The following is a 23816-nucleotide window of genomic DNA, read 5'->3' on the forward strand; positions in this document are numbered from 1 at the left end:
CTAAATTCTGGGAGGTAAATTTCGGCTTGTGGGACACAGTATGAGCGGTGTCGGCGTTCTCGACAAGGCGGTGGTCATCCTGGCCGCCTGCGTCGACGGCGCCAGCCTGGCCGAACTCGTTGAACGCACCAAGCTGCCCCGGGCAACGGCGCACCGGTTGGCACAGGCACTGGAGATCCACCGAATGCTGGTACGCGACACCCAGGGCCGCTGGCGCCCCGGCCCGCGCCTGGGCGAGCTGGCCAACGCCGCGCCGGACGTGCTGCTGACCGCGGCGGAGCCGCTGCTGGCGGCACTGCGGGACGCGACGGGCGAAAGCGCCCAGCTCTACCTCCGCCGCGCCGACGAGCGGATCTGCGTGGCGGCCGCCGAGCGGGCCAGCGGCCTGCGGGACACCGTGCCGGTCGGCTCGGTGCTGCCGATGACCGCCGGGTCGGCGGCGCAGATCCTGCTCGCCTGGGAGCCGCCGGAGGCGGTGATGCCGCTGCTGCCCCGGTCCAAGTTCACCGGCCGCACGCTGGCCGAGGTCCGCCGGCGCGGCTGGGCGCAGAGCGTCGCCGAGCGGGAGGCCGGTGTGGCGAGCGTCTCCGCCCCCATCCGCGACCGCACCGGCCGGGTGATCGCCGCGATCAGCATCTCCGGCCCGATCGAACGCCTCGGCCGCCGCCCCGGCGAACGCCACGCCATGGCCGTAGTCCGCGCCGGCCAACGCCTCTCCGGCCTCTAACCCCCCACCGGCCCCCTCCCGACCCTCGCCTCGTTGATCATGAAGTTATTGGCCCGACACGCCGATGTGCGGAGCAATAACTTCATGATCAACCGGGCGGTGGGAGTGCGCGGGGGCGGCGGGTGGGGAGGGGAAGGGAACAGCCCGCCTCGCGGGAGCGAGGCGGGCTGTTGGGTGTAGCCCCGACCGGATTCGAACCGGCGCTACCGCCTTGAGAGGGCGGCGTCCTGGGCCGCTAGACGACGGGGCCAGGCACTTTCCTGCATTCACCGCCCTCGCGGGCGGCTGCCGCTGTAGTGTAGCGGCGTCCCCTCACCGGGTGTGGACCGGGTCGGGGCGGGTAGACCGGGCAGAAGCGGAACGGCCCGCCTCACCGAAGCGAGACGGGCCGTACCCGGATGTAGCCCCGACCGGATTCGAACCGGCGCTACCGCCTTGAGAGGGCGGCGTCCTGGGCCGCTAGACGACGGGGCCAGAACCTCTGTGTTGCCATGCCGCTCTGTCGAGCGGCGCCGCTGAACCTTACCAGAGACCTCGCCGATCCCTTCGCGGGACCGGCGCGGACTCCAACAGAATCCAGCGACCGACGTTCTCACGAACACCGGTTTGCTGGGGTACCAGGACTCGAACCTAGACTAACTGAACCAGAATCAGTCGGGCTGCCAATTACCCCATACCCCATTGGCCCCTTGCGGCGCCGGGGACAAACTTTACCCTCCCGGTGCCGACAGGCCAAATCGAGCCCCCCGAAACCGCCCTTGAGCTGCGGAAACGGGCTCTCGACGCGTCATGCGACGGGCACCACCGGGTTACTCAGCTCGCCGATGCCCTCGATTCGTACGGTGACCGTATCCCCGTCCGTGAGCGGGCTAACCCCCGCCGGCGTGCCGGTCAGCACCACGTCCCCCGGCAGCAGCGTCATCACGTGCGAGATGTACGACACCAGCGCCGGCACGTCGAAGACCATGTCCCGGGTCCGCCCCAGCTGGCGGACCTCCATCTCCTCCGGCCCGCGCCCCACCTCGCACCGGATCTCCAGGTCGCTGACGTCCAGCCCGGTGGTGATCCACGGCCCGATCGGGCAGAACGAGTCGAAGCCCTTGGCCCGGGTCCACTGGCCGTCGGAGCGCTGCAGGTCGCGGGCGGTGACGTCGTTGGCGCAGGTGTAGCCGAAGATGGCCCGCTCCGCGGCGGCGCGGTCGGCCCGGCGGGCGCCCGGCGCGCCGATCACCACCGCCAGCTCCGCCTCGTGCTCGACCTGCTTGGAGAAGATCGGCAGCCGGATCGCGTCCCGAGGCCCGATCACCGAGGTGGACGGCTTGAGGAAGAGCAGCGGCTCCTTGGGCACCTCGCTGCCGTGCTCGGCGGCGTGCTCGGCGTAGTTGCGGCCGACACAGACCACCTTGCTGGGCAGGATCGGCGAGAGCAGCCGGACGTCGGAGAGCGCCCACCGGGCGCCGCTGAAGGTGAGCTGGCCGAACGGGTGGCCCTCGATCTCGGCGATGGTCAGCCCCTGCGGGCCGGCCCCCAGCTCCCCCTCGACGACCCCGAACGACATTCCCTTGGCATGAGCGAAACGAGCGATACGCACCGGGCCAATCTATCCCCGTTCGGAGCCGTCCCGGCCGCCGCCACGGCCGGCGAGCGGTACCGGCGCGGCGCCCGGGCACGATACCCGGACCACCGGTCGGCGGGGCGGGATTCCCCGCTTCGTACCCGCACGACGTCCGGCCGCCCCTAGCGTCGGCTGCGGAGGTTCGTTCGTATGCCTGCATCGACACGACACCACAAGGCCCTCGCAGTGTTCGTCCACTGCCTCGGCGTCCTCGCCGCGCTGCCGGCGCTGCACCCGGCCCCGGAGGCGGCCGCCGCCCGGCCACGACCGGCGGCGGCCCCGCAGACACCCGCACCGGCCATGCCGTCCGCACCGCCGGCGGTGCCCACTCCGACCCGGGCCGCTCCGGCACCGGCCCCGTCACCGGTCACCGTGGCGGTCGCACCGGAGAGCACGCCGGCACCGCGCTACCGGATCCAGGTGCGCAACACCGGCAGCGCGCCGGTGGACACCACGGTCCGGCAGGAGCTGCCGCCGGGTTCGTCGGCCACCGCGATCTCCTCGGGCGGACGGGCCGTCCGGTCCGCCGGGCAGGCCTCGCCCATCGAGGTGACCTGGCGGCTCCGGCTGCCGGCCAAGAGCACCACCACCCTCGGTACCGCGCTCACCACCGCCGCGCCGGGCCGCCCGCTGACCGCGCCGGCCTGCGCCTTCGCCGGTGACGGCAGCCGGCCGTACGACTGCGCGACGGCGACCTGGAACGCGGCGCCGGTGCGGGCCGCCGAGGTGACCGAGGCTCCGGTGTGGCGCCAGACACCCGTGGTGCTGGCCGGACTCGCCGCGGTGCTGCTGCTCGCCGCGGTCGGCACCCTCTGGGTCTGGCGCCGCCGGCGCCGGCCGGTGGCCGCGGCCCTGGCCAGCGACGGGCCCGGCGCCGTGTACCCGCGCCCGGCCGCGCCCCGGCCGCCGGAGCGTCGCCGCACCCCGCCGGTGTGGCTGCTGGTCGGGGTGGCCGCGGCGGTGCTGGCCGGCACGGTCGGCGCGGCCGGCTGGACGGCCACCCAGCGGGTCGCCGCGGTCGACACCGACAGCCAGCCGACGAGCGGGGCGTGGATCGGCCGCGGGGTGAACGGCCCGGTCGGCGTGCCGCTGCGCGAGTCGGCCTTCGAGTTCACCGTCTACCGCCTCGCCTGCGACCCGGGGGTGGGCGGCCGGCGGTGCCAGGCCACCGTGGGGGTGCGCAACGTCAGCCCGGAGCAGCAGAGCTGGCACGGCCGGCTGCAGCGGGCGTACCTGCCGGACGGCAACTTCGTCAGCACCGACGAGCTGGCCACCCGGGCGGCCAACCAGGGCCGGGACGTCTTCGCCCGGCCGGTGGCGGCCGGCACCCGGATGGTGCTGCCGCTGGTCTTCACCGTCACCGGGCGGCAACCGCCGACCCAGTTGGAGCTGCGCAGCGGGGTCTTCTCCGCCGGGGTGCGGGTGGACGTGCCCTGACCTGCCGGCGGGCGGCGGTCGTACCCTGGGGTCCGTGACCGCCGCCCTCGCCCCCACCGCCGTGCTCGACGCCGCGGACTGGCAGGCCCGGCGGCGGGCGCACGAGGAGCGGGTGGACGCCTGGCTGACGCCGCACCTGGCCCGCCGCCGCCGGGGCGAGAAGCACCCGGTCGAGGACTTCCTCTTCACCTACTACTCGCACCGCCCGGCGCAGCTGCGCCGCTGGCACCCGGGCGCCGGCATGGTGCTGCGGGACGCGGACCCGGCCGAGTTCGGCCGGGACTACCGCCCCACCGCCGGCGGGGTGACCCTCGACACCGCCACGGTGCGCACCCGCCGAGCCGACTCGGTCGACTGGATCCGCTCGCTGCTCACGGCGACCGCCGGCCGGCCGGGGCACTTCGGCTGCTTCGGGATGCACGAGTGGGCGATGGTCTACCGGCAGACCCAGGCCGAGGTACGGCACAACTCCTGGCCGCTGCGGCTCAGCCCGGAGCAGACCGCGCGGACGGTCGAGGCGAACCGGATCCGGTGCAGCCACTTCGACGCGTACCGCTTCTTCACCGCGCCGGCCCGGCCGCTGAACCTGCTCACCCCGACCCGGGAGACCCAGCACGCCAACGAGCAGCCGGGCTGCCTGCACGCCAACATGGATCTCTACAAGTGGGCGTACAAGCTCTCGCCGCTGGTCCCGTCGGAGTTGGTGGCGGACTGCTTCGAGCTGGCCCGGAAAATCCGCACGCTGGACATGCGGGCCAGCCCGTACGACCTGGCCGCGCTCGGCTGTCCGCCGGTCCGGGTGGAGACGGCGGAGGGCCGGGCCGAGTACGTGACCGCCCAGCGCGGCTTCGCCGAGCGGGCGGCCCGGCTGCGGGAACGCCTGTTGGCGGCGGTGCCGGACGAGGGACCGGAGCTCGGCCGAGCCAGCGCGGAGGTCAACCGGCCGGGCGGGCGCGCAAGCCGTCCAGCAGGAGGGTGACGACCGCGTCGAAGTCGTCGTCGAGGTCGGGTTCGGCCCAGTCGGCGACGTGCGCCGGGTGGTGGAACCGCGCGGTGGCCTGGAGCAGGGCGCGGGCGGCCAGCGCGGGGTCGGCGACGCCGAATTCGCCGGCCGCCACCCCGTCGGCGACGACGATCGCGAGCTGCCCGGCCAGCTCGTCCAGGTGTCGTGCGACCACCGTGCGGGACTGGGTGGCCAGTTGCTGGAAGTTGTCGAACAGCTCCGGGTCCTCGCGCGCGATCCGGCGCTTGGTGCCACTCAGCTCGGCCAGCCAGCGGCGTAGCCGGGCCGGCGCGGGGTCGTCGGCGGTGGCCACCGCGACCAGCGGGGTGGAGACCCGGGCCAGCCAGCGTTCGGCGACCGCGTCGCGCAGCGCGGCCTTGCTCGGGAAGTGCCGGTAGACGCTGCCGTGGCTGACCCCGAGCGCCCGGGCGACGTCCAGCACGGTCGCCTTGGCCGGGCCGAACCGGCGCAGCACCTCCTCGGCCGTGTCGAGGATGCGCTCGGCGGTGAGGATCGACGGGTCGGTCATCAGCACAGCCTCCCTGACGGCGTGACCGGCCGGGACGCGGCCCCCACCCGGGGTCGCGTCCCGGTCGCGGGCTCACGACCGCTCGCTGTCCAGGTGCGCCATCTGCGCCTCGTCGTACCGGCCGCCGGCCACCTCCTCGACCGGCACGGCGGCCTCGATCGCGGCGAGGTCGTCGGCGCCCAGGCCGACCTCGAGCGCGCCCAGTGCCTCGGCCAGCCGGTCCCGCCGCCGTGCGCCGACCAGCGGCACGATGTCCTCGCCGCGGGAGAGCACCCAGGCGATGGCGATCTGCGCGACCGTGACGCCTTTGGCCTCGGCGACCTTGCGCAGGGCGTCGACCAGGGCCAGGTTGCGGTCCAGGTTCTCGCCGGTGAAGCGGGGCAGGTAGGTCCGGAAGTCGGTGGGCCCGGTGCCCCGTCCGGCCGTCCAGTGCCCGCTGATCAAACCCCGGGACAGCACCCCGTACGCGGTGACCCCGACGCCGAGTTCGCGGGCGACCGGGAGGATCTCGGTCTCGATGCCCCGGGAGATCAGGGAGTACTCGATCTGGAGGTCGGTGATCGGGTGCACGGCGTGCGCCCGGCGCAGCGATTCGGCACTCACCTCGGAGAGGCCGATGTGCCGGACGTGGCCGGCGGTGACCAGGTCGGCCAGCGTCCCGACGACGTCCTCGACCGGGACGTCCGGGGACAGCCGGGCCGGCCGGTAGATGTCGACGTGGTCGGTGCCCAGCCGGCGCAGGGTGTACGCCAGGAAGTTCTTGATCGCGGCCGGCCGCAGGTCGATGCCGTTCCAGCCGCCCTCGACGTCGCGCAGCGCGCCGAACTTGACGCTGATCACCGCGTTGTCCCGGTTCCGGCCGCGCAGCGCGTCGCGGAGCAGCATCTCGTTGTGGCCCATGCCGTAGAAGTCGCCGGTGTCGAGCAGGGTCACGCCGGCGTCGAGTGCGGCGTGGACGGTGGCGATGCTCTCGGCCTCGTCGGCGGCGCCGTACAGGTCCGACATACCCATCAGGCCGAGCCCGAGGCGGGAGACGGTCGGGCCGGTGGTGCCGAGTGTGCGGGTGTCCATGGGTGCGTCCTCTCACCGTGGTGGTTGACGCGATCGACGCTACATCGTCCGGGTGACAGATTCCAGATTTTGTCAGTCCAACGCATGAGGCGCCGCTCACAGGCGGTACTTCAACGAGGTGGACGCGCTAATCGCCGTCGACGCGGCGGTCCCGCTTGCGCTGCGACTGGCGCTTCTTCTCGGCCAGCCGACGCTCCTTGGCCCTCCGGGACGGCCGGGTCGGCCGGCGTGGCGGGGGCGGTGGGGCCACCGCCTCGCGCAGCAGGGCGACCAGCCGCTCCCGGGCGGCCTCCCGGTTGGCCAGCTGCGCGCGGTGCTCGCTGGCGGCGATGGTGAGCACACCGTCGACCAGCCGGTTGGCCAGCCGCTCCAGGGCGCGCGCCCGCAGCGACGCCGGCACGCTCGGCGACGAGCCGAGGTCGAAGCTCAACTCGACCCGGGAGTCGGCGGTGTTCACCCCCTGACCGCCGGGCCCGGACGAGCGGGAGAAGCGTTCCCGCAGCTCACCGGCGGGGACGACCCACCGGTCGGTCACCCGCAGTCCGTCGTCCACTCCTTGAGGCTAGCGGCCCGACCGCCCGCCGGTTGTGGCTCGGGGGTGGGCGACCGGCTAGCGGCCGGGGCGCCCGCTGGGCGTGACACTCGGGGTGGGCGACGGTTGCGCCGACTCGTCGTCGGCGCCGACCGCCGCGTACGCGACCGCGCCGACCAGCAGCAGGGCGATCACGCCGATCTTCGTGGTGACCGCCCGGATCAGCAGCCACGCGGCGCGACGCGCGCCGGGCACGCTCTTCTTGATGGTCTGGTAGTCGGCCCAACTTCGACGAGCGCGGGCGTACGCCGACCCCACCCCGCACCCGATGACCAGGCCCACCAGCAGGAGGACCGCGATGAGAGGACGCTCCACCCACGCCAGTATCCATACTCAGCGTAATATTTCCATGGCCCGATCATTTCGCGCCGGGTATCCGACACTTCCCGCTTTCCCAGCATGGCCCGCCGGCCCCGGCCGGCACGGCCGACCGGGCCGCCGGGCCGGCACACGCCCGGCGGGCGGCCGGGCCTCAGCCGCCCTTGCCGATGATGGTGTCGGCGGTCTGCTGCACCTGGTCGATCGGGATGGCGAAGCCGATGCCGATCGAGCCGTTGCCGTCGATGGTGGCGATGGCCGTGTTCACCCCGACCACCTCGCCGCGCGCGTTGACCAGCGGACCGCCGGAGTTGCCCGGGTTGATCGAGGCGTCGGTCTGCACCGCGGAGTGCCGGTTGTCCCCGAGCCGGACCTGCCGGTCCAGGGCGCTGACGATGCCGGCGGTGACGGTGCCGGGCAGCCCCAGCGGCGACCCGACCGCGAGCACCGGCTCGCCCACCCGGGTGGAACCGGGTTTCGCCAGCGGCAGCGCCGCCAGCCCGGCCGACGGCGGCACCTTGAGCACCGCCAGGTCACTGCGCGGCTCCCGGCCGACCACCTCGGCGGCGAACCGCCGGCCGTCCGGCAGTTCCACGGTGACCGAGCCGTTGCGGCCCTTGGCCAGGATGTGGTCGTTGGTGATGATGTGCTGCTGGTCGTCGACGGCGAACCCGGACCCGCTGGCCGACGCGCCGCCGGCCCCGCCGACCAGCACCGACACCACCCCGGGCACGGTCTTCCCGGCGGCGGTGACCAGCTCGGCCGGTACCGGGGCGGCGGACGCCGGCGTCTCGCCCGGTACGCCGTCCCGGCTGGCCACCCAGCCGCCGGCCGCCCCGCCCGAGACGGTGGCGAGGGCGACCACCGCCAGCGCGGCCAGCAGCCGGGTCCGCCAGCGCCGCCCCGCCGGATCCCGGCCCGCGCCGGCCCCGTCCCGCCCGCCCCGCCCGTCCGGGTCCAGCTCCGGCGAGATGAACCACGGGCCGCGCGGCTCGCCCAGTCCGGTCTGCACTGCCATGCGTACTCCTCACTGTTGGTGCGGCGGTCAGGGCAGGCGGGAGAACCAGCGCATCGAGCCGGCCGCCGCACCCAGCGCGAACACCAGACCGAGGCCGATGAACCGGGCCGACACGTCCTGCCGTTCGGTGCGGTAGCCGACCGAGCTGCCGATGTCGTCGTAGACCGCGCGCAGCTCGTCGCTGGTGCTGGCCTCGTGGAAGCCACCGCCGGTCTCCTCGGCGACCGCGCGCAGGGTCTGGCCGTCCACCGGCACCTGGATCGGCCGGCCGCCCCGGTCGACGAACCCGCTCGGCGTGCCGAACGAGATGGTGTGCACCGGGACCTCGACCGCGACGGCGTCCGCCGCGGCCTCCATCGGGTCCATCCCGGAGGTGTTCGCCCCGTCGGAGAGCAGGATGACCCGGGCCGGCGGCGGCTCCTTCGCCGCCTGGCTGTCCAGGCCCCTGACCGCACCGAGCGAGGTGCTGATGGCCTCGCCGATGGCGGTGCCCTGCACGCCGGTGGCGCCCTCGGCGAGCCGCTCGATCCCCTCGTGCAGCGCCTCCCGGTCGGTGCCCGGCGGCACCAGCACCGCCGCGCTGCCGGCGAAGGCGACCAGCCCGACGTTGAACTCGTCCGGCAGGCCGTCGACGAACCGGCGGGCCGCCTCCTTGGCCGCGCTGAGCCGGTCCGGTTCGACGTCGGTGGCGAGCATCGAGGTGGAGACGTCCACCGCGACCATCACCGTGGCGCGTTCCCGTGGCACCTGGACCTCGGCGGTCGGCCGGGCGAAGCCGACCACCAGCAGCGCCAGCATGGCCAGGAACAGCCCGGCGGGCAGGTGCCGCCGCCAGACCGGCCGTTCCGGCGCCACCCGGTCGAGCAGCCGCAGGTTGGTGAACCGGACGGCGTAGCGGCTGCGGCGCCGTTGGAGCATCAGGTAGCCGACCGCCAGCGCGAGCACCCCGACCAGCAGCCAGAGCCGTACCGGGGACAGCCAGATCACGCGGCACCTCCCCGGTTCGCGCCGGCCGGGGCGGCCGCGAGCCGGCGCTGCGCCCGCACGTGCCGCACGATGTCCGCCCCCCAGTCCCGGTCGGTACGCAGCGGCAGGTGCGTCGCCCCGCTGCGGCGGACCGCCTGGCGGACCTGCTCGCGTTGGGCGGCCGCGGCGGCCGCGTACCGCTCGCGCAGCCGCTCGTCGCCGGTCCACACCTCGCGCCGGCGGCCGGTCTCCGGGTCAACCAGGGTGATCAGGCCGACGTCCGGCAGCTCCAGCTCGCGCGGGTCGGTGATCTCGACGGCGAGCACCTGGTGCCGGACGGCGAGCCGGCGCAGGGCACGTTCCCAGGGCGGCTCCTGCGCCGGGTCGTCGGGCAGCCCGTCCAGGAAGTCCGAGACGACCACCACCAGCCCGCGCCGGGTGGCCACCCGGTGCACGGCGTCCAGCGCGTCGGCCAGGTCGGGCCCCGCTGGCGGTACGTCCGCCTCGTCGTACCCGCCGGCGCGAGGGGCGGCCAGCAGCGTGCGGAGCAACCCGAGCAGGTGGGTACGCCCGCTGCGGGCCGGATGGCGGCGCAACCCGTCCGGGCCGAGCACCTGCGCGCCGAGCCGGTTGCCGAGCCCGGCGGTGAGGAAGCCGACCGCCGCGACGGCCGCCACGGCCAGCTCGCGCTTGTCCAGCTCGGCGGTGCCGTACTCCATGCTGGGGCTGGCGTCGACCAGCAGCCAGGTGGTCAGTTCCCGGTCGGCGTCGACCTCGCGGACGTGCGGGACGGTGGTCCGGGCGGTCACCGCCCAGTCCATCCGGCGTACCTCGTCCTCACCGGGGCGGTACTCCCGGCTGCCGGCCGGTTCGCTGCCCGGACCGGGCAGCAGTCCCCGGTACTGTCCGTGCAGCAGGCCGTCGAGGCGCCGGGTCACGGTCAGCTCCAACCGGCGCAGCCGCCGGTCGGGGGTGAGGTCGGCCAGTCCGGGATCCGCCGGCGCCGGCGTGGTGGCCTCGCGCCACCTCATGCCGCCGCCAGGTCGTTCGCGTACTCCGGATGGTTGTTGGCGATCCGCGGTGGTGGCACCGCGTCGACCAGCCGGTGGACCACCGACTCGGCGGCCACCCCGTCGGCGATGGCGTCGAAGGAGAGCACCAGTCGGTGGGCCAGCACGTCCACGGCCAGTTCCCGGACATCCTCGGGCAGCACGTACTCGCGGCCGCGTAGCAGCGCCTGGGCCCGGGCGGCGGCCACCAGCCCGAGGGTGGCCCGGGGGCTCGCCCCGTACGCGAGCAGCGAGGCGATCTCCGGCAGCCCGAACCGGCCCGGGTCCCGGGTGGCCAGGATGAGCCGGACCACGTACTCGGCGATGGCGTGGTGCACGAAGATGTTGCCGGCGCGCACCTGGAGTTGGCGCAGCCGCTGCGGGTCGAGCACCTGGCGGGCGCGCGGCCGGTCGGTGCTCATCCGGTAGAGGATGGCCAGTTCGTCGGTGTCGCTCGGGTAGTCGACGACGATCTTCATGAGGAAGCGGTCGCGCTGCGCCTCCGGGAGCTGGTAGACGCCCTCCGACTCGATCGGGTTCTGGGTGGCCAGCACCAGGAACGGCTCGGGCACCGGGTAGCTGCGCCCGCCGATGGAGACCTGCCGCTCGGCCATCGCCTCCAGCAGCGCCGACTGCACCTTCGCCGGCGCCCGGTTGATCTCGTCGGCGAGCACCAGGTTGGCCATGACCGGCCCCAGCTCGATGTCGAAGGTCTCCTTCGAGGCCCGGTAGATCCGGGTGCCGACGATGTCGGACGGGACGAGGTCCGGGGTGAACTGGATCCGGGAGAAGGTGCCGCCGACCGCCGTGGCGAGGGTCTGCGCGGCCAGCGTCTTGGCGACGCCGGGTACGCCCTCCAGCAGGCAGTGCCCGTCGGCGACGAGGGCGGTGAGCAGCCGTTCGACGAGCCGATCCTGCCCGACGATCACGCGTTTGACCTCGAAGAGGGTCTGTTCCAGCTCGGCGCCGGTCGCGTCGGGATCGGCCGGGCTGGGCATGCTGGCCAGGGTGTCCGAGATGTCCGTCACGGTGCTTGCTTCCCGTGGCTGCCCTCGGACAAACGTCGGAATATCCGGCCCTGGGCCACCCATACCGCGCCGAAGCGGCGCGACGACCAGCAACGCCGCAGGCCGGCAGGAACCGGAGAAGCCGGCCCGCACGCTGGCGTGCGGGCCGGCTCCCGGCGGGGGTCGTCGGGTGGCGGAGGTCAGAGGTGTACGACGAGGTGGAACGGCAGGTCGACGGCCACCCCGGCCGAGTTGCGGGTCTGCACGAAGACCCCGTTCGGGGTGAGCAGCCGGGGCGCGACGGCGACCTCGCCGCCGGCCGGGATGCAGCACGAGTCCGGCCGGCCGATGGTGGCCAGGTAGACGCCCCTGGTGACGTTGTACGGGAACTGGACCTCGTACTGGCCCACGCCGTACTTGATCACGGTGCCGGTGCCCCGGGCCTTGGTGCCGTTGGCGTTGACGATGACGGTGTAGTGGGTGCCGGCGGCGGCGGTCGTCTGGGCGCCGGCGGCCAGCGCCGCCTTCGCCTTGCGCGCCGACTCCGCGGTCACCGGCGGCTGGCTGCCACCGCTGGCGCGGGCCGCGGGCTGGCTGCCCCCGTCCGGGGCCTTGGCGACGGCGACCCCGCCGCCGGCCAGGCTGAGCGCCAGGACGGCGAACGCCACCGCCACCGCCTTACGTCTGAAGATCGTGGTCATGACAGGTCTCCCCTTTTTTGACCGTGGTGATACTGCCGCACCCGCGCTGCACGGGACGGTTGATGCCCTTTTCCAGCCGGGACGATAATTGGCCGGAGTCGGCCGAATAATTGCCCGGCTCGCACCTGAACAGTTGATGACTTGTCGTTTTGCACCCTAGCTGAGCTGCGATAACTACTCACGGCTCCGATGTCTCAACCACGTGGAACGTAGCACCGCAAAAAGCTGGGCGTCAATAGTGACCCACCCTTTCCACGGTTGTCGAAGCGCTGTCGGATAATTGTGAGAAGCGAATGCATCCCCATTCACGAAAGGGGCTCGCCGTCCATTGCCGACACCGGAGGAGCCCCGGCGCGGCTAGTCTTCCTCCGTGATCACGGAGAACCTGTCGCGGCCGGCGGGCACCCACTCCGACCGGGTCCGCACGGCGCTCTGCTGGGTCGTCGTGGCGCCCGGGGCGGTCTGGGCCGCGGTGCGGCTGGCGGGGGTGGAGCGCGGGCCGCTGGTGCAGGCGCTCGCGTTCACCCCGTATGTGGCGGCGTGGAGCCTGCTGCCCCTGCTGCTCGCGCTCGGCCTGCGGCGCCGCTGGCCGGCGGTGGTCGCGGCGGTGACCGCGGTCGCGCTGGTCGCCGTGGTGGCGCCCCGGGCGCTGGGCTCGGCACAGCCGGCGGCCGCCGGGCCGACCCTGCGGGTGCTCACCGCGAACCTGCTGGCCGGCTCCGCGGACGCGGCGGCGCTGGTCGACCTGGTCCGCGCGCACCGGGTCGACGTGCTGGCCGTGCAGGAGTTCACCCCGGGCGCACAGGCCGAACTGGACCGCCTCGGCCTCGACCGGCTGCTGCCGCACCGGCAACTGAACCCGCAGGTGGGCACGCCCGGCTCCGGCCTCTACGCCCGCTGGCCGATCAGCGACGGCGGCGTACGGCAGCTGCGCGGCGGCTGGGGCTTCACCCAGGCGCACGGCACGGTGGCGGTGCCGGGCGGGCCCGCGGTGCGGGTCGAGTCGGCGCACCCGGCGGCGCCGTACGCGGTCGACCAGGTCGGCTACTGGCGGGACGACCTCGCGGCCCAGCCGCCGGCCACCCCGGACGGCCCGCTGGGCATCCTGGCCGGGGACTTCAACGCCACCCTCGACCACGCCCCGCTGCGCGCCCTGCTGGCCACCGGGTACGTCGACGCGGCCGACGCCGCCGGCGCGGGCCTGCGCGGCACCTGGGGCCCGTACGACGGCGACCCGATCCCCCCGGTGACCATCGACCACGTGCTGGTCGACCGCCGGATCGCCGTCCGCGCGGTGGAGGTGCACCCGCTTGCGCGCACCGACCACCGCCCCGTCCTGGCCACCCTCACCCTCCCCTGACCGGGCCGCTCCATGCTCGACGGACGGGTCAGACCCGGGTGCGGTCCAGGCCGTAGGTGAGTGCGTCGACCAGGGCGTGCCAGCTCGCCTCCACCACGTTCGGGTGCACGCCGACCGTCGTCCAGTCGCGGCCGGTGCCGTCGGCGGTCTCCAGCAGCACCCGGGTCACCGCGCCGGTGCCGGTGGTGCCCTCCAGGATCCGCACCTTGAAGTCCGCCAGCTCGAAGTCGCGCAGCTCCGGGTAGTGCCGGGCCAGGGCGACCCGCAGCGCCTCGTCCAGGGCGTTGACCGGGCCGTTCCCCTCGGCCGTGGCGATCACCCGCTCGCCGCGTACCCTGATCTTGACGGTCGCCTCGGAGACCACCGCCCCGTCTTCGCGGTGCTCCACCAGCACCCGGTACGACTCCAGCGCGAACGGCCGTACCGGGGCGGCGTCCGGCAGCTCGGAGCGGACCAGCAGCTCGAACGAGGCGTCCGCGGCCTCGAACGACCAGCCGCCGGCCTCCAGTTCCTTGACCCGCCTGGTCACCCGGGACAGCGCCTCCGGATGGCCGGCCAGATCCAGCCCGAGCTCGCGGCTCTTGAGCTCGACGCTGGCCCGGCCGGCCATCTCGGTCACCAGGATCCGCATGTCGTTGCCCACCACCTGTGGGTCCACGTGGTTGTAGAGCAGCGGATCCACCTTGATCGCGCTCGCGTGCAGCCCCGCCTTGTGGGCGAAGGCCGCGGCCCCGGCGTACGCCTGGTGGGTGTCGGGGGCGATGTTGGCGATCTCGGCGATGGCGTGGGAGACCCGCACCATCTGTTCCAGGCACCCCTCCGGTAGGACGGGCAGCCCGAGCTTGAGCTGGAGGTTGGCGACCACCGCGAAGATGTCGGCGTTGCCGGGGCGCTCGCCGTAGCCGTTCGCGGTGCCCTGGACGTGGCGCACCCCGGCCTCGACCGCGGCGACGGTGTTGGCCACCGCGCACGCGGTGTCGTTCTGGGCGTGCATGCCGAACAGTTCCGGGCCGACGCCGAGCCGGTCGGTCAGGTCGGCGATCGCCGTGGTGACCTGCGACGGGAGCATCCCGCCGTTGGTGTCGCAGAGCACCACCCGCTCGGCGCCGGCGGCCAGCGCGGTCTCCACCACGGCGGCGGTGTACGCCGGGTCGTGCCGGTAGCCGTCGAAGAAGTGCTCGCCGTCGACGAAGACCCGCCGGCCCTGGCCCACCAGGTGCGCGACGGTGTCGTGGACCATCGCGAGGTTCTCCGCGGCGGTGGTGCGCAGCGCGCGCTCGACGTGCCGCAGGTCGGCCTTGGCGACCAGGGCCACCGCCGGGGTCTGCGCGTCGAGCAGGCCGCGCACCTGCGGGTCGTCGGCGACCGCCACCCCGGCCCGCCGGGTGGCGCCGAACGCGACCAGCACCGCGTGCTTCAGGTCGAGTTCGCCGTACGCCCGGCGGAAGAACTCGGTGTCCTTGGGCACCGCGCCCGGCCAGCCGCCCTCGATGAAGCCGACGCCGAACTCGTCGAGCAGCCGGGCCACCGCGAGCTTGTCGACCACCGAGTAGCTGAGCCCCTCACGCTGCGCGCCGTCGCGCAGCGTGGTGTCGTACACCTGGAACGTCATGGGGAGTCCTTTCGGGGAGCAACAAAAAGACCCCCCGCGGGATGCGGGAGGTCTGCGCGCTCGGCGGAGGGGGGCCGGCGCGCTAGCTGCGAATAATCAGGACGGTGCTGGTCACGATCACTACTCTGCCACTCTCCGTTGGTTTTGGGAGGCAAAATCCACATGTCGGGACGGTGACGCAGAGTCGCGGCCCTGCGCAGTACCCGACTTCGGGACACAATCCGCCCCCGGTGATCGACTTCACAAATCACCCGGCCGCCATCAGGCGGAAACAACGCTGAGGAAGCATCTGGAACTGATCCAGTTACGGCCTCGTGCCGCTGTCAAGGAGGACCTGTGCTCACTGTCGGTGACCGCTTCCCCGAGTACGAACTCACCGCCTGCGTGTCGCTGGAGGCCGACAAGGCGTTCGAGACGATCAACCACAAGTCCCACGAGGGCAAGTGGCGGGTGGTCTTCTTCTGGCCCAAGGACTTCACCTTCATCTGCCCCACCGAGATCGCGGAGTTCGGCCGGCTCAACGGCGAGTTCGCCGACCGGGACGCCCAGGTCCTCGGTGTGTCGGTGGACAACGAGTACGTCCACTACGCCTGGCGCAAGGACCACCCGGACCTGCGCGAGCTGCCCTTCCCGATGCTCAGCGACATCAAGCGCGAGCTGACCAGCGCCTGCGGCGTGCTCGGCGAGGACGGCGTGGCGCAGCGGGCGACCCTCATCGTCGACCCGAACAACGAGATCCAGTTCGCCATGGTGACCGCCGGCTCGGTCGGCCGGAACGTCTCCGAGGTGCTGCGGGTGCTGGACGCGCTGCAGACCGACGAGCTCTGCCCGTGCAACTGGAACAAGGGGGGCGAGACGCTCGACGCCAACGCGCTCCTCGCCGGCGCCGGGGCCTGAGCATGGGCCTGGACGCGGTCAAGGCGGCTCTGCCCGAGTACGCCAAGGACATCAAGCTCAACCTCGGCTCCACCATCGGCACCTCGACGCTGAAGCCGGAGCAGGCGTGGGGCACCGCCCTGGCCTGCGCGGTCGCCGCGCGCAACCCGGTGGTGCTGCGGGAGATCGCCGCCGAGGCGGCCGACCACCTCAAGCCGGAGGCGATCGAGGCGGCCAAGGGCGCCGCCGCGATCATGGCGATGAACAACGTCTACTACCGGGCCAAGCACCTGATCGGCGACGAGCAGTACCAGTCGATCCCGGCCCGGCTGCGGATGCAGATCATCGCCCGGCCCGGCGTGGAGAAGGCCGACTTCGAGCTGTGGTGCCTCGCCGTCTCGGCGATCACCGGCTGCGGCGTCTGCCTGGAGTCGCACGAGAAGACGCTGCGCGCGGCGGGCTTCAGCCGTGAGCAGGTGCACGAGGGGCTGCGGATCGCCGCGGTCGTGCACGCCGCGGCGGTCACCCTGGACGCGCAGGCAGCGCTGGCCTGAGCGACCTCGCGAGGACCTGTCGGGCGATCCCGCGGGGTCGCCCGACAGGCCAGCGGGCCGGCCGGGTGCACCGGCCGGCCCTTTTCGTGGGGCACAGGTGTAGCGATCTCGACACCGGGTAGGACATGGGGCTGACAGGGCACCAACCCCCGATCAGTCGAGTAGAGGAGTGAAACGCCATGGAGCGGCTCGACCCTCGAACGACCCACGGGACGCCGGATCCGCTCGTGCAGGGTGGTCAGGGCGCCTTCCCGGGCGGCACGCCCGGCGGCACCTTCGACCCGTGGCGCTACCGCGACGACGCCGGGGTGACCGGCGCCGACCTGGTGGGCTACAAGGTCGAGGCGAGTGACGGCGGCATCGGCAAGGTGGACCGGGCCAGCCACGAGGTGAACTCCAGTTACCTCGTGGTCGACACCGGGCCATGGATCTTCGGCAAGAAGGTCATGATCCCTGCCGGCACCGTCAACCACGTCGACCACGACGAGCGGAAGGTCTACGTCGACCGGAGCAAGGACCAGATCAAGGCCGCGCCCGAGTACGACGAGACCGCCGACACCGACCCGGCCTACCGGGACAAGCTCGGTGGTTACTACGGCGACACGTACTCGGCCATCCCGCCGGGTACCGCCAGGTAACGGTTGATCCTGTTTGGACGGCCGGTGGGGCTCCGCCCCACCGGCCGTTACCGTGTCAGGGTGGACGCCATCGAGGTCAATCGCCGGATCCCCTTCTCCGCCATGTTCAACTTTCGGGACGTCGGCGGCTACGCCGGCCACGACGGCCGGACGGTGCGCCGAGCCCGGCTCTACCGCTCCGACTCGCTGCACCGCATCGACGAAACCGACCGGGAGGCGTTCGCCGCGCTCGGCATCCGGACCGTCATCGACCTGCGCCGGCCGTACGAGATCGAGCGCGACGGCCGGGGCCCCGACTTCCCCGGCCTCACCTGGCGGCACGTCGCGCCCGAGCACGACGAGTGGCACCTGTGGCCGTACCAGCCGGGCAGCGACCTGGCCCGCTACCTCGCCGACCGGTACGCCGACCTGGCCGAGACGGGCACCGCCGGGCTGGCCGAGGCGGTCGGGCTGATCGCCGAGGCGGGCAACGGCCCGGTGGTGGTGCACTGCGTGGCCGGCAAGGACCGCACCGGCACCGTCTGCGCGCTGACCCTCGCCGCGCTCGGCGTCGACGACGAGACCATCGGCGCCGACTACGCGCTCAGCACCGAGGCGGGTGAGCGGTTCCTCGCCTGGTTCGCCGGTACCGGCCAGCGGACGCCGTCGGGTCTGCCGCCGCTCGCCTGCCCGCCCGAGGCCATCACGCTCTTCCTGACCGAGCTGCGCGAGCGGCACGGCTCGGTGGAGGACTACCTGCGCCACGCCGGCGTCACCGACGCCCAGCTGGCCGCGCTCCGCGACCACCTGTTGGAGTGACGGCCGGGCCGCACCCGTGGGCCCGGCCGGGCCGCGGGCCGGGCCGCACCGCAGGCCGCACCGCATTGCGGGCCGCACAGCACCGCGGGCCGGCGCCCGTCGGCACCGCGGCGACCCGCGAGGGCCGCCGCGGCGACCGGGGTCAGATGACCCGGGTGACCCAGCCGTGCGGGTCGGCGACCTCGCCCCGCTGGAGGCCGACCAGCTGCCGGCGCAGGGCCATGGTGACCCGCCCCGGCTCGCCGCCACCGATCAGGAACTCGCCGTCCGGGAACCGCACCTCGCCGATCGGGGTGATCACGGCCGCGGTGCCGCAGGCGAACACCTCGCGCAGCCGGCCGCTGGCCGCGTCCGCCTGCCAATCGGCGAAGGTCACCGGCCGCTCCTCGACCCGGTGCCCGCCCTCGGCGGCCAGCGTGAGCACCGACTCCCGGGTGATGCCGGGCAGGATGGTGCCGGTCAGCGGCGGGGTGACCAGGGTGTCGTCGTCGTAGACGAAGAAGACGTTCATCCCGCCCAGTTCGTCGACGAACCGGCGCTCCACGGCGTCCAGGAAGACCACCTGGTCGCAGCCGTGCTCGATCGCCTCGGCCTGGGCGACCAGCGACGCGGCGTAGTTGCCGCCGCACTTCGCCGCGCCGGTGCCACCGGGCGCGGCGCGGGTGTAGTCGGGCGAGACCCAGACCTTCACCGGCTGGACGCCACCGGAGAAGTACGCCCCGACCGGCGAGGCGATCAGCACGTAGAGGTATTCGTTGGCCGGCCGGACACCGAGGAACACCTCGCTGGCGAACATGAACGGCCGCAGGTAGAGGCTGCCGTCCTCGCCCTCCGGGATCCACTCCCGGTCGATCTCGATGAGCCGGTGCAGCGAGTCGACGAACGCCTCCGGCGGCAGCGGCGGCATCGCCATCCGTTGGGCCGAGGCCACGAACCGGGCCGCGTTGGCCTCCGGGCGGAACATGGTGACCCCGCCGTCGGCGGTGCGGTAGGCCTTCAACCCCTCGAAGATCTCCTGCGCGTAGTGCAGCACGGCGCTGGCCGGATCCATCGGGATGGGCGCCCGCGCCTCGACCCGGGCGTCGTACCAGCCCTTGCCGTCGGCGTACCGGATGGTCACCATGTGATCGGTGAACACCCGGCCGAACCCCGGGTTGGCCAGCAGGGCAGCCCGGTCGGCGACGGATACCGGCGCGGGATTCGGACGGATCTCGAACTCGATCTTGTCACCACCGCTCATCGCGCTGACCTCCCTGCTGGGCAACGGCATGCGGGACCACACGCCGGGAAACTGTGCCAGAAACTTACCCCGAACGGTCGTTCAGCGGGTAGCGCCGCCCGGGCGTACCGGGACGGCCGAACCGGTCACGGCCCGCCGGGCAACGCCCGCCGGGCCAACGAAGACCCGCTCAGGCGACGGCGTAGGCCGCCAGCCGGTCGCCTACCTCGGCGGTGTGCAGCGGTACGCCCGGCGTCCGGGCGGCCAGCTCCTGACCGACCGCGGCGGTGACCCGGGCCGCGGCGTCGGCGTGGCCGAGCTGGTCGAGCAGGAGGGCGGCGGAGAGCACCGCCGCCACCGGGTCGGCCACGCCGCGCCCGGCGATGTCCGGCGCGGAGCCGTGCACCGGCTCGAACATCGACGGGTACGTCCCGTCGGGGTTGATGCTGCCGCTGGCGGCCAACCCGATGCCGCCGGTGACCGCGGCGGCGATGTCGGTGAGGATGTCGCCGAAGAGGTTGTCGGTGACCACCACGTCGTAGCGCTGCGGCTGGGTGACCAGGAACATCGCGGCGGCGTCGACGTGCTGGTACTCGGTGGTCACGTCCGGGTGCTCGGCGGCGACCGCCTCGAACGTGCGGGCCCACAGCGAACCGGCGTGGGTGAGCACGTTCGTCTTGTGCACCAGGGTGACCTTGCGCCGCTCCCGGCGCCCGGCGCGGGCGAAGGCGTCGCGGACGACCCGTTCCACCCCGTGCCGGGTGTTCAGGCTCTCCTCGGTGGCGATCTCGGCCGGGGTGCCGCGGTGCAGCGCGCCGCCGGCGCCGGCGTAGAGGCCCTCGGTGCCCTCGCGCACCACCACCAGGTCGACCTCGCCGGGCTTCACGCTGCCCAGCGGGCCGGCCGTGCCCGGCCAGAGCCGCGACGGGCGGAGGTTGACGTACTGGTCGAAGGCGAACCGGAGCTTGAGCAGCAGGCCACGCTCCAGCACGCCGGGCGGGACGGTCGGGTCGCCGACCGCGCCGAGCAGGATCGCGTCGTGCCCGGCCAGCTCGGTCAGCACCGACTCGGGAAGCACCTCGCCGGTGCGGTGGTAGCGGGCCGCGCCGAGGTCGTACTCGGTGGCGGCCACTCCGGGCAGCACGGCGTCGATGACCTTGCGGGCCTGCGCGACCACCTCGGGTCCGATCCCGTCACCGGCCACCACCGCGATGCGTGCCACGTCCTGTGCTCCCTCGATTCGCCGTCGCCCCGACGGTACGCCGCCATCCCGCCCCCCGGTACGGATCTTCCAACATTCGGGAATCGGTGATGCTCAGGAGGCTCCCAGGTGGGATTCATGCTGCGGTCAACTCCGCTGACTAGCGTGGCACCATGCGGATCGACGAGCAGCCCCGGACCCGCTGGGTGGACCAGTCGGCCTTCCACAGCCGCCGCCCGGACCTGCGACTCGGCCCACGCAGCCCGCGGTTCGACCGGCCCGGTGCGGTGACCGGCGACCGGATCGCCGTGCGACACACCGTCAGCACCTCCACCGCCGAATACGCGCTGCTGCTCAACGCCCCGGAGTGGCTCGGCCACCGCGGCGTCGGCGAGGCGCTGCGGGACGCGGTGGCCGAACTGCGCGCGATCGACCTCACCTACGGCCCCAACCGCCCGGAGAGCCTGGTCTCCCGGCTGCGCCGGGGCGAGATCAGCCCCGAGTCGTACCCGCCGCTGGCCGACCTGGTGGACCGGTGCGCCGCGATGCGGGCGGCCACCGACGGCTGGTTCGACGCCTGGGCGGTGCCCGGCGGCTTCGACCCCGGGGGCCTGCTCGGCGGCTGGGCGGTGGAGCGGGCGGCGGCCCGGTTGCGCGCCGCCGGCATCCACGACTACGCCGTGCTCACCGGCGCCGACCTGGTGGTACGCGGGCACGCCCCGCACGGCGGCCCGTGGCGGGTGGCGGTGCACCACCCCACCGACCGGCGCCGGGCACCGCTGGTGCTGGAGATGACGGCGGGCGCGGTCGGCACCTCCGGGGTGACCGGCCGGCAGGGACACGTGGTGGACCCGCACACCGGGGAGCCGGTCGACCAGATGGTGGCAGCCACCGTCGTCGGCCCCGACCTCGCGGTGGCCGACGCGTACGCCACCGCGCTCTACGCCGCCGGCCCCGCCGGGCTGGCCTGGTTCGGCAACGGTTCGGACTACCGGCCGCTCTTCGCCCACCGCCGCTGAGCGTGGCGCCGGATGTGCTGGCCCGCGATCGGCCCCCACGGCCGCGGCAACGACAGTGGAGGCCGGTCAGCGACGAGTGCGCGTGGCTCGCGCAATCGAGGGGTGCGGGCCGGTCGGGCCGGACGTCGACCTCGCCACCCGAAGACGGGCCGCCGCCGCGAGCTCGGCCAGTGACCGCACAGGTACGCTAGCGAATCGACGCAACTCGACGCAAGAGTCTCCACAGCGGACCGTCCCGACAGGAGGATGGCAGGCCGGCGGCCGACCCGCGGCGGGGCAGTTTCGACATGGTGAACGACTGATGGCACGCTGTCCGCCGTGAGTTTCGATCTGAGCGTGTGGGCCCTCGCGGACGGGGCGACACCCGAGGACGTCCGGGGCGCGGTGCAGCGGTGCCGGCAGGGACAGCACCAGGACCGGCACCCGGACCCCCGGGTCGTGGGCTTCTACCGGGCGATTACCGCCACCTACCCGGACCGGCACCCGGGGCCGGACACCCCGTGGGCGGTCACCCCGCTGCACGCGGCCCACGACCACGTCGAGCTGAACCTGCACCCGACCTGCGAGGACCAGGTGCTGCTCGACATCGAGCGGCTGGCCGGCGAGCACGGGCTGATGCTCTTCGACGCCCAGGACGGCACCGTCTACCCGCCCCCGGCGCGGCTGCCCTGAGCGCCCCGACCGGCACCACGGCCCGGTCGGCGTACGACAGCGGGGCCCGGCGGATCGCCGGGCCCCGCCTCGTCGTGCCCGCGACTACTCGTCGCGCAGGTCGGCGGCGCTGGCCGCGGCCGCGCCGATCGACTCCGCGGCCGAGGTGAGCAGGTCGGCGCCGAGCGCCTGGTCGACGGTGAGCGTCATCAGCGTCTCGCCGCCGGCCTCCCGGCGGGCCACCTGCATGGCCGCGATGTTGATGCCGGCCTCGCCGAGCAGCGTGCCGACGGTGCCGACCACGCCCGGACGGTCGACGTAGCGCAGGAAGAGCAGGATGCCCTCGGCGCCGATCTCCACGTCGAAGCCGTCGACCTCGGTCAGCTTGATGATGTCCCGGGTGCCGGCGGTGGTCACCGTGCCGGAGACGCTGACCGTACGGCCGTCCGGCAGCGCGCCGCGGACGGTGACCAGGTTCGGGTGGTCGGCCGTCTCGGCCTGGGTGACCAGGCTGACCTCGACCCCGCGCTCGGCGGCCAGGTGCGGCGCGTTGACGTAGGTGACCTGCTCCTCGACCACCGAGCTGAACAGCCCCTTGGTGGCGGCGAGCTTGAGCACCGAGACGTCGTGGTTGACGATCTCGCCACGCACCTCGACGGTGACGCTGGCGGCGACCCCGCCGGCGACGGCGGTGAAGGCCCGGCCGAGCTTCTCGGCCAGCGGCAGCAGCGGCCGGACGTCCTCGGCGACCACGCCGCCGGCCTGCACGTTCACCGCGTCCGGCACGAACTCGCCCTGCAGCGCCAGCTTGACGCTCTTGGCCACGGCCAGGCCGGCCTTGTCCTGCGCCTCGTGGGTGGAGGCGCCCAGGTGCGGGGTGGCCACCACGTTGTCGAAGGCGAACAGCGGCGAGGAGGTGCAGGGCTCCTTGGCGTAGACGTCGACGCCCGCGCCGGCGACCCGGCCCTCGGCGATCGCGTCGGCCAGCGCCTGCTCGTCGATCAGGCCGCCGCGGGCCGCGTTGACGATCCGTACGCCCGGCTTGACCAGGGCCAGCTCCTTCTCGCCGATGAGCCCGACGGTCTCCGGGGTCTTCGGCAGGTGGATCGAGATGAAGTCACTCTCCCGCAGCAGCTCCTCCAGGCCCACCAGACGGACGCCGAGCTGCGCCGCGCGGGCCGGCTGGATGTACGGGTCGTACGCGATCAGCCGGGTGCCGAAGGCGGCGATCCGCTGCGCGAAGAGCACGCCGATGCGGCCGAGGCCGACCACGCCCACGGTCTTGCCCTGGATCTCCACGCCGGTGTACTTGGACCGCTTCCACTCCCCCGCCTTCAGCGCCGCGCTGGCGCTGGCGGTGTTCCGGGCCACCGCGAGCAGCAGCGCGACGGCCTGCTCGGCGGCGGAGACGATGTTGGAGGTGGGCGCGTTGACGACCATGACACCCCGGGCCGTGGCGGCCGGCACCTCGACGTTGTCCAGCCCGACACCGGCGCGGGCGACGACCTTCAGCCGCGGCGCGGCGGCGATCGCCTCGGCGTCGATCTGGGTGGCGCTGCGCACGATGACGGCGTCGGCCTCGGAGAGCGCCGAGAGCAGGGCCGGGCGGTCGGTGCCGTCGACGTGGCGGACGTCGAAGTCGTGGGCGAGCACCTCGATGGCGGCGGGAGCGAGTTCTTCGGCGATCAGTACGACAGGAGTCATTGGTCCTCGTAGATGTCGTCAGAGCGGTCGGCCGGGCCGCCGGGCGCCGCACTGCGCCCCGCGCTGATCCGTGCCTTATGCCGTCAGGTGCCGGCTACGCACCTACCCGCGATCGTAGGGGGCGGGCCGGCCGGCATGTCGCGGACCGTGG

General features: G+C 73.6%; 24 protein-coding genes and 3 tRNA genes. 10 read left to right on the forward strand and 17 right to left on the reverse strand.

The genetic code is table 11. The annotated features are described in order from the left end of the window. The first annotated feature begins 40 nt into the window (after positions 1-40). Positions 41-727, forward strand: a complete 687-nt coding sequence (locus GA0070609_RS22230) for an IclR family transcriptional regulator (protein ID WP_013284529.1) — start codon at positions 41-43, stop codon at positions 725-727. Positions 728-904: 177 nt separating this feature from the next. Here the strand turns inward: GA0070609_RS22230 and GA0070609_RS22235 are convergent. The 4 genes from GA0070609_RS22235 to GA0070609_RS22250 all read right to left on the reverse strand — a co-directional run bounded on the left by GA0070609_RS22235 (position 905) and on the right by GA0070609_RS22250 (position 2318). Further along, positions 905-977 (reverse strand) — tRNA-Glu (locus GA0070609_RS22235). Positions 978-1128: 151 nt separating this feature from the next. Further along, positions 1129-1201: transfer RNA gene (locus GA0070609_RS22240), tRNA-Glu, on the reverse strand. Between the two features lie 135 nt (positions 1202-1336). Next, a tRNA-Gln gene (locus GA0070609_RS22245) sits at positions 1337-1408 on the reverse strand. Between the two features lie 106 nt (positions 1409-1514). Beyond that, a complete protein-coding gene (locus tag GA0070609_RS22250) occupies positions 1515-2318 on the reverse strand; it encodes a fumarylacetoacetate hydrolase family protein (RefSeq protein ID WP_088995569.1) in 804 nt (267 codons plus the stop codon). A gap of 174 nt (positions 2319-2492) precedes the next feature. Here GA0070609_RS22250 and GA0070609_RS22255 point away from each other — a divergent pair, with 174 nt between their 5' ends. Further along, positions 2493-3779 carry a hypothetical protein gene (locus GA0070609_RS22255; protein ID WP_088995570.1) on the forward strand — a complete coding sequence of 429 codons (1287 nt, stop codon included), beginning with the start codon at positions 2493-2495 and terminating at the stop codon, positions 3777-3779. Between the two features lie 34 nt (positions 3780-3813). Next, entirely contained in the window at positions 3814-4758 is a 945-nt protein-coding gene (locus GA0070609_RS22260; RefSeq protein ID WP_231928378.1) for a 3-methyladenine DNA glycosylase, read from the forward strand. Here GA0070609_RS22260 and GA0070609_RS22265 read toward each other — a convergent pair. The 9 genes from GA0070609_RS22265 to GA0070609_RS22305 form a co-directional block, all read right to left on the reverse strand. After that, entirely contained in the window at positions 4715-5311 is a 597-nt protein-coding gene (locus tag GA0070609_RS22265) for a TetR/AcrR family transcriptional regulator (RefSeq protein ID WP_088997903.1), read from the reverse strand. The two genes, GA0070609_RS22260 and GA0070609_RS22265, sit on opposite strands and share 44 nt — an antisense overlap. 72 nt (positions 5312-5383) lie before the next feature. Further along, complete coding sequence (locus GA0070609_RS22270) at positions 5384-6382, reverse strand: aldo/keto reductase (protein WP_088995571.1); 999 nt, start codon at positions 6380-6382, stop codon at positions 5384-5386. A 127-nt stretch (positions 6383-6509) separates the two neighbouring features. Further along, positions 6510-6935 carry an alternative ribosome rescue aminoacyl-tRNA hydrolase ArfB gene (gene arfB / locus GA0070609_RS22275; RefSeq protein ID WP_088995572.1) on the reverse strand — a complete coding sequence of 142 codons (426 nt, stop codon included), beginning with the start codon at positions 6933-6935 and terminating at the stop codon, positions 6510-6512. Positions 6936-6992: 57 nt separating this feature from the next. Beyond that, positions 6993-7289 carry a hypothetical protein gene (locus tag GA0070609_RS22280; RefSeq protein ID WP_088995573.1) on the reverse strand — a complete coding sequence of 99 codons (297 nt, stop codon included), beginning with the start codon at positions 7287-7289 and terminating at the stop codon, positions 6993-6995. Positions 7290-7446: 157 nt separating this feature from the next. Continuing rightward, positions 7447-8310, reverse strand: coding sequence for a S1C family serine protease (locus tag GA0070609_RS22285; RefSeq protein WP_088995574.1), 864 nt, complete (start codon positions 8308-8310; stop codon positions 7447-7449). A gap of 27 nt (positions 8311-8337) precedes the next feature. Further along, positions 8338-9297 carry a VWA domain-containing protein gene (locus GA0070609_RS22290; protein WP_088995575.1) on the reverse strand — a complete coding sequence of 320 codons (960 nt, stop codon included), beginning with the start codon at positions 9295-9297 and terminating at the stop codon, positions 8338-8340. After that, positions 9294-10307 carry a DUF58 domain-containing protein gene (locus GA0070609_RS22295; RefSeq protein ID WP_088995576.1) on the reverse strand — a complete coding sequence of 338 codons (1014 nt, stop codon included), beginning with the start codon at positions 10305-10307 and terminating at the stop codon, positions 9294-9296. Before GA0070609_RS22295 ends, GA0070609_RS22290 begins: the two co-directional genes overlap by 4 nt. Beyond that, complete coding sequence (locus tag GA0070609_RS22300; RefSeq protein WP_088995577.1) at positions 10304-11353, reverse strand: AAA family ATPase; 1050 nt, start codon at positions 11351-11353, stop codon at positions 10304-10306. The genes GA0070609_RS22295 and GA0070609_RS22300 overlap by 4 nt, the downstream gene beginning before the upstream one ends. A gap of 179 nt (positions 11354-11532) precedes the next feature. Beyond that, positions 11533-12033, reverse strand: a complete 501-nt coding sequence (locus tag GA0070609_RS22305) for a hypothetical protein (protein WP_088995578.1) — start codon at positions 12031-12033, stop codon at positions 11533-11535. 385 nt (positions 12034-12418) lie between these two features. Between GA0070609_RS22305 and GA0070609_RS22310 the strand changes: the two genes are divergently transcribed. After that, positions 12419-13393, forward strand: a complete 975-nt coding sequence (locus GA0070609_RS22310) for an endonuclease/exonuclease/phosphatase family protein (RefSeq protein WP_231928914.1) — start codon at positions 12419-12421, stop codon at positions 13391-13393. 28 nt (positions 13394-13421) lie between these two features. Here GA0070609_RS22310 and cimA read toward each other — a convergent pair whose 3' ends face one another. Beyond that, entirely contained in the window at positions 13422-15005 is a 1584-nt protein-coding gene (gene cimA, locus GA0070609_RS22315) for a citramalate synthase (RefSeq protein WP_088995580.1), read from the reverse strand. A gap of 336 nt (positions 15006-15341) precedes the next feature. Here cimA and GA0070609_RS22320 point away from each other — a divergent pair, with 336 nt between their 5' ends. From GA0070609_RS22320 to GA0070609_RS22335, 4 genes are all read left to right on the forward strand, one after another. Next, entirely contained in the window at positions 15342-15902 is a 561-nt protein-coding gene (locus GA0070609_RS22320) for a peroxiredoxin (RefSeq protein WP_088995581.1), read from the forward strand. 2 nt (positions 15903-15904) lie between these two features. Further along, complete coding sequence (locus GA0070609_RS22325) at positions 15905-16435, forward strand: carboxymuconolactone decarboxylase family protein (protein ID WP_088995582.1); 531 nt, start codon at positions 15905-15907, stop codon at positions 16433-16435. A 179-nt stretch (positions 16436-16614) separates the two neighbouring features. Further along, positions 16615-17073, forward strand: a complete 459-nt coding sequence (locus GA0070609_RS22330) for a PRC-barrel domain-containing protein (protein ID WP_088995583.1) — start codon at positions 16615-16617, stop codon at positions 17071-17073. Between the two features lie 60 nt (positions 17074-17133). Further along, complete coding sequence (locus tag GA0070609_RS22335) at positions 17134-17871, forward strand: tyrosine-protein phosphatase (RefSeq protein WP_269459257.1); 738 nt, start codon at positions 17134-17136, stop codon at positions 17869-17871. Between the two features lie 142 nt (positions 17872-18013). Here GA0070609_RS22335 and GA0070609_RS22340 read toward each other — a convergent pair whose 3' ends face one another. Both GA0070609_RS22340 and GA0070609_RS22345 read right to left on the reverse strand, forming a co-directional pair. After that, positions 18014-19111, reverse strand: a complete 1098-nt coding sequence (locus GA0070609_RS22340; protein WP_088995584.1) for a branched-chain amino acid aminotransferase — start codon at positions 19109-19111, stop codon at positions 18014-18016. A 169-nt stretch (positions 19112-19280) separates the two neighbouring features. Continuing rightward, entirely contained in the window at positions 19281-20312 is a 1032-nt protein-coding gene (locus tag GA0070609_RS22345; RefSeq protein WP_088995585.1) for a 3-isopropylmalate dehydrogenase, read from the reverse strand. A gap of 152 nt (positions 20313-20464) precedes the next feature. On the opposite strand from GA0070609_RS22345, the gene GA0070609_RS22350 reads away from it, so the two are divergent. Beyond that, a complete protein-coding gene (locus GA0070609_RS22350) occupies positions 20465-21310 on the forward strand; it encodes an FAD:protein FMN transferase (RefSeq protein ID WP_088995586.1) in 846 nt (281 codons plus the stop codon). 318 nt (positions 21311-21628) lie between these two features. Then, positions 21629-21982, forward strand: coding sequence for a hypothetical protein (locus GA0070609_RS22355; protein WP_172899388.1), 354 nt, complete (start codon positions 21629-21631; stop codon positions 21980-21982). A gap of 84 nt (positions 21983-22066) precedes the next feature. Here GA0070609_RS22355 and serA read toward each other — a convergent pair whose 3' ends face one another. Continuing rightward, complete coding sequence (gene serA / locus GA0070609_RS22360; protein ID WP_088995587.1) at positions 22067-23665, reverse strand: phosphoglycerate dehydrogenase; 1599 nt, start codon at positions 23663-23665, stop codon at positions 22067-22069. Positions 23666-23816: the final 151 nt, after the last annotated feature.

This window comes from Micromonospora echinaurantiaca, from assembly GCF_900090235.1.
In the GTDB taxonomy this organism is placed as follows: Bacteria; Actinomycetota; Actinomycetes; order Mycobacteriales; family Micromonosporaceae; genus Micromonospora; species Micromonospora echinaurantiaca.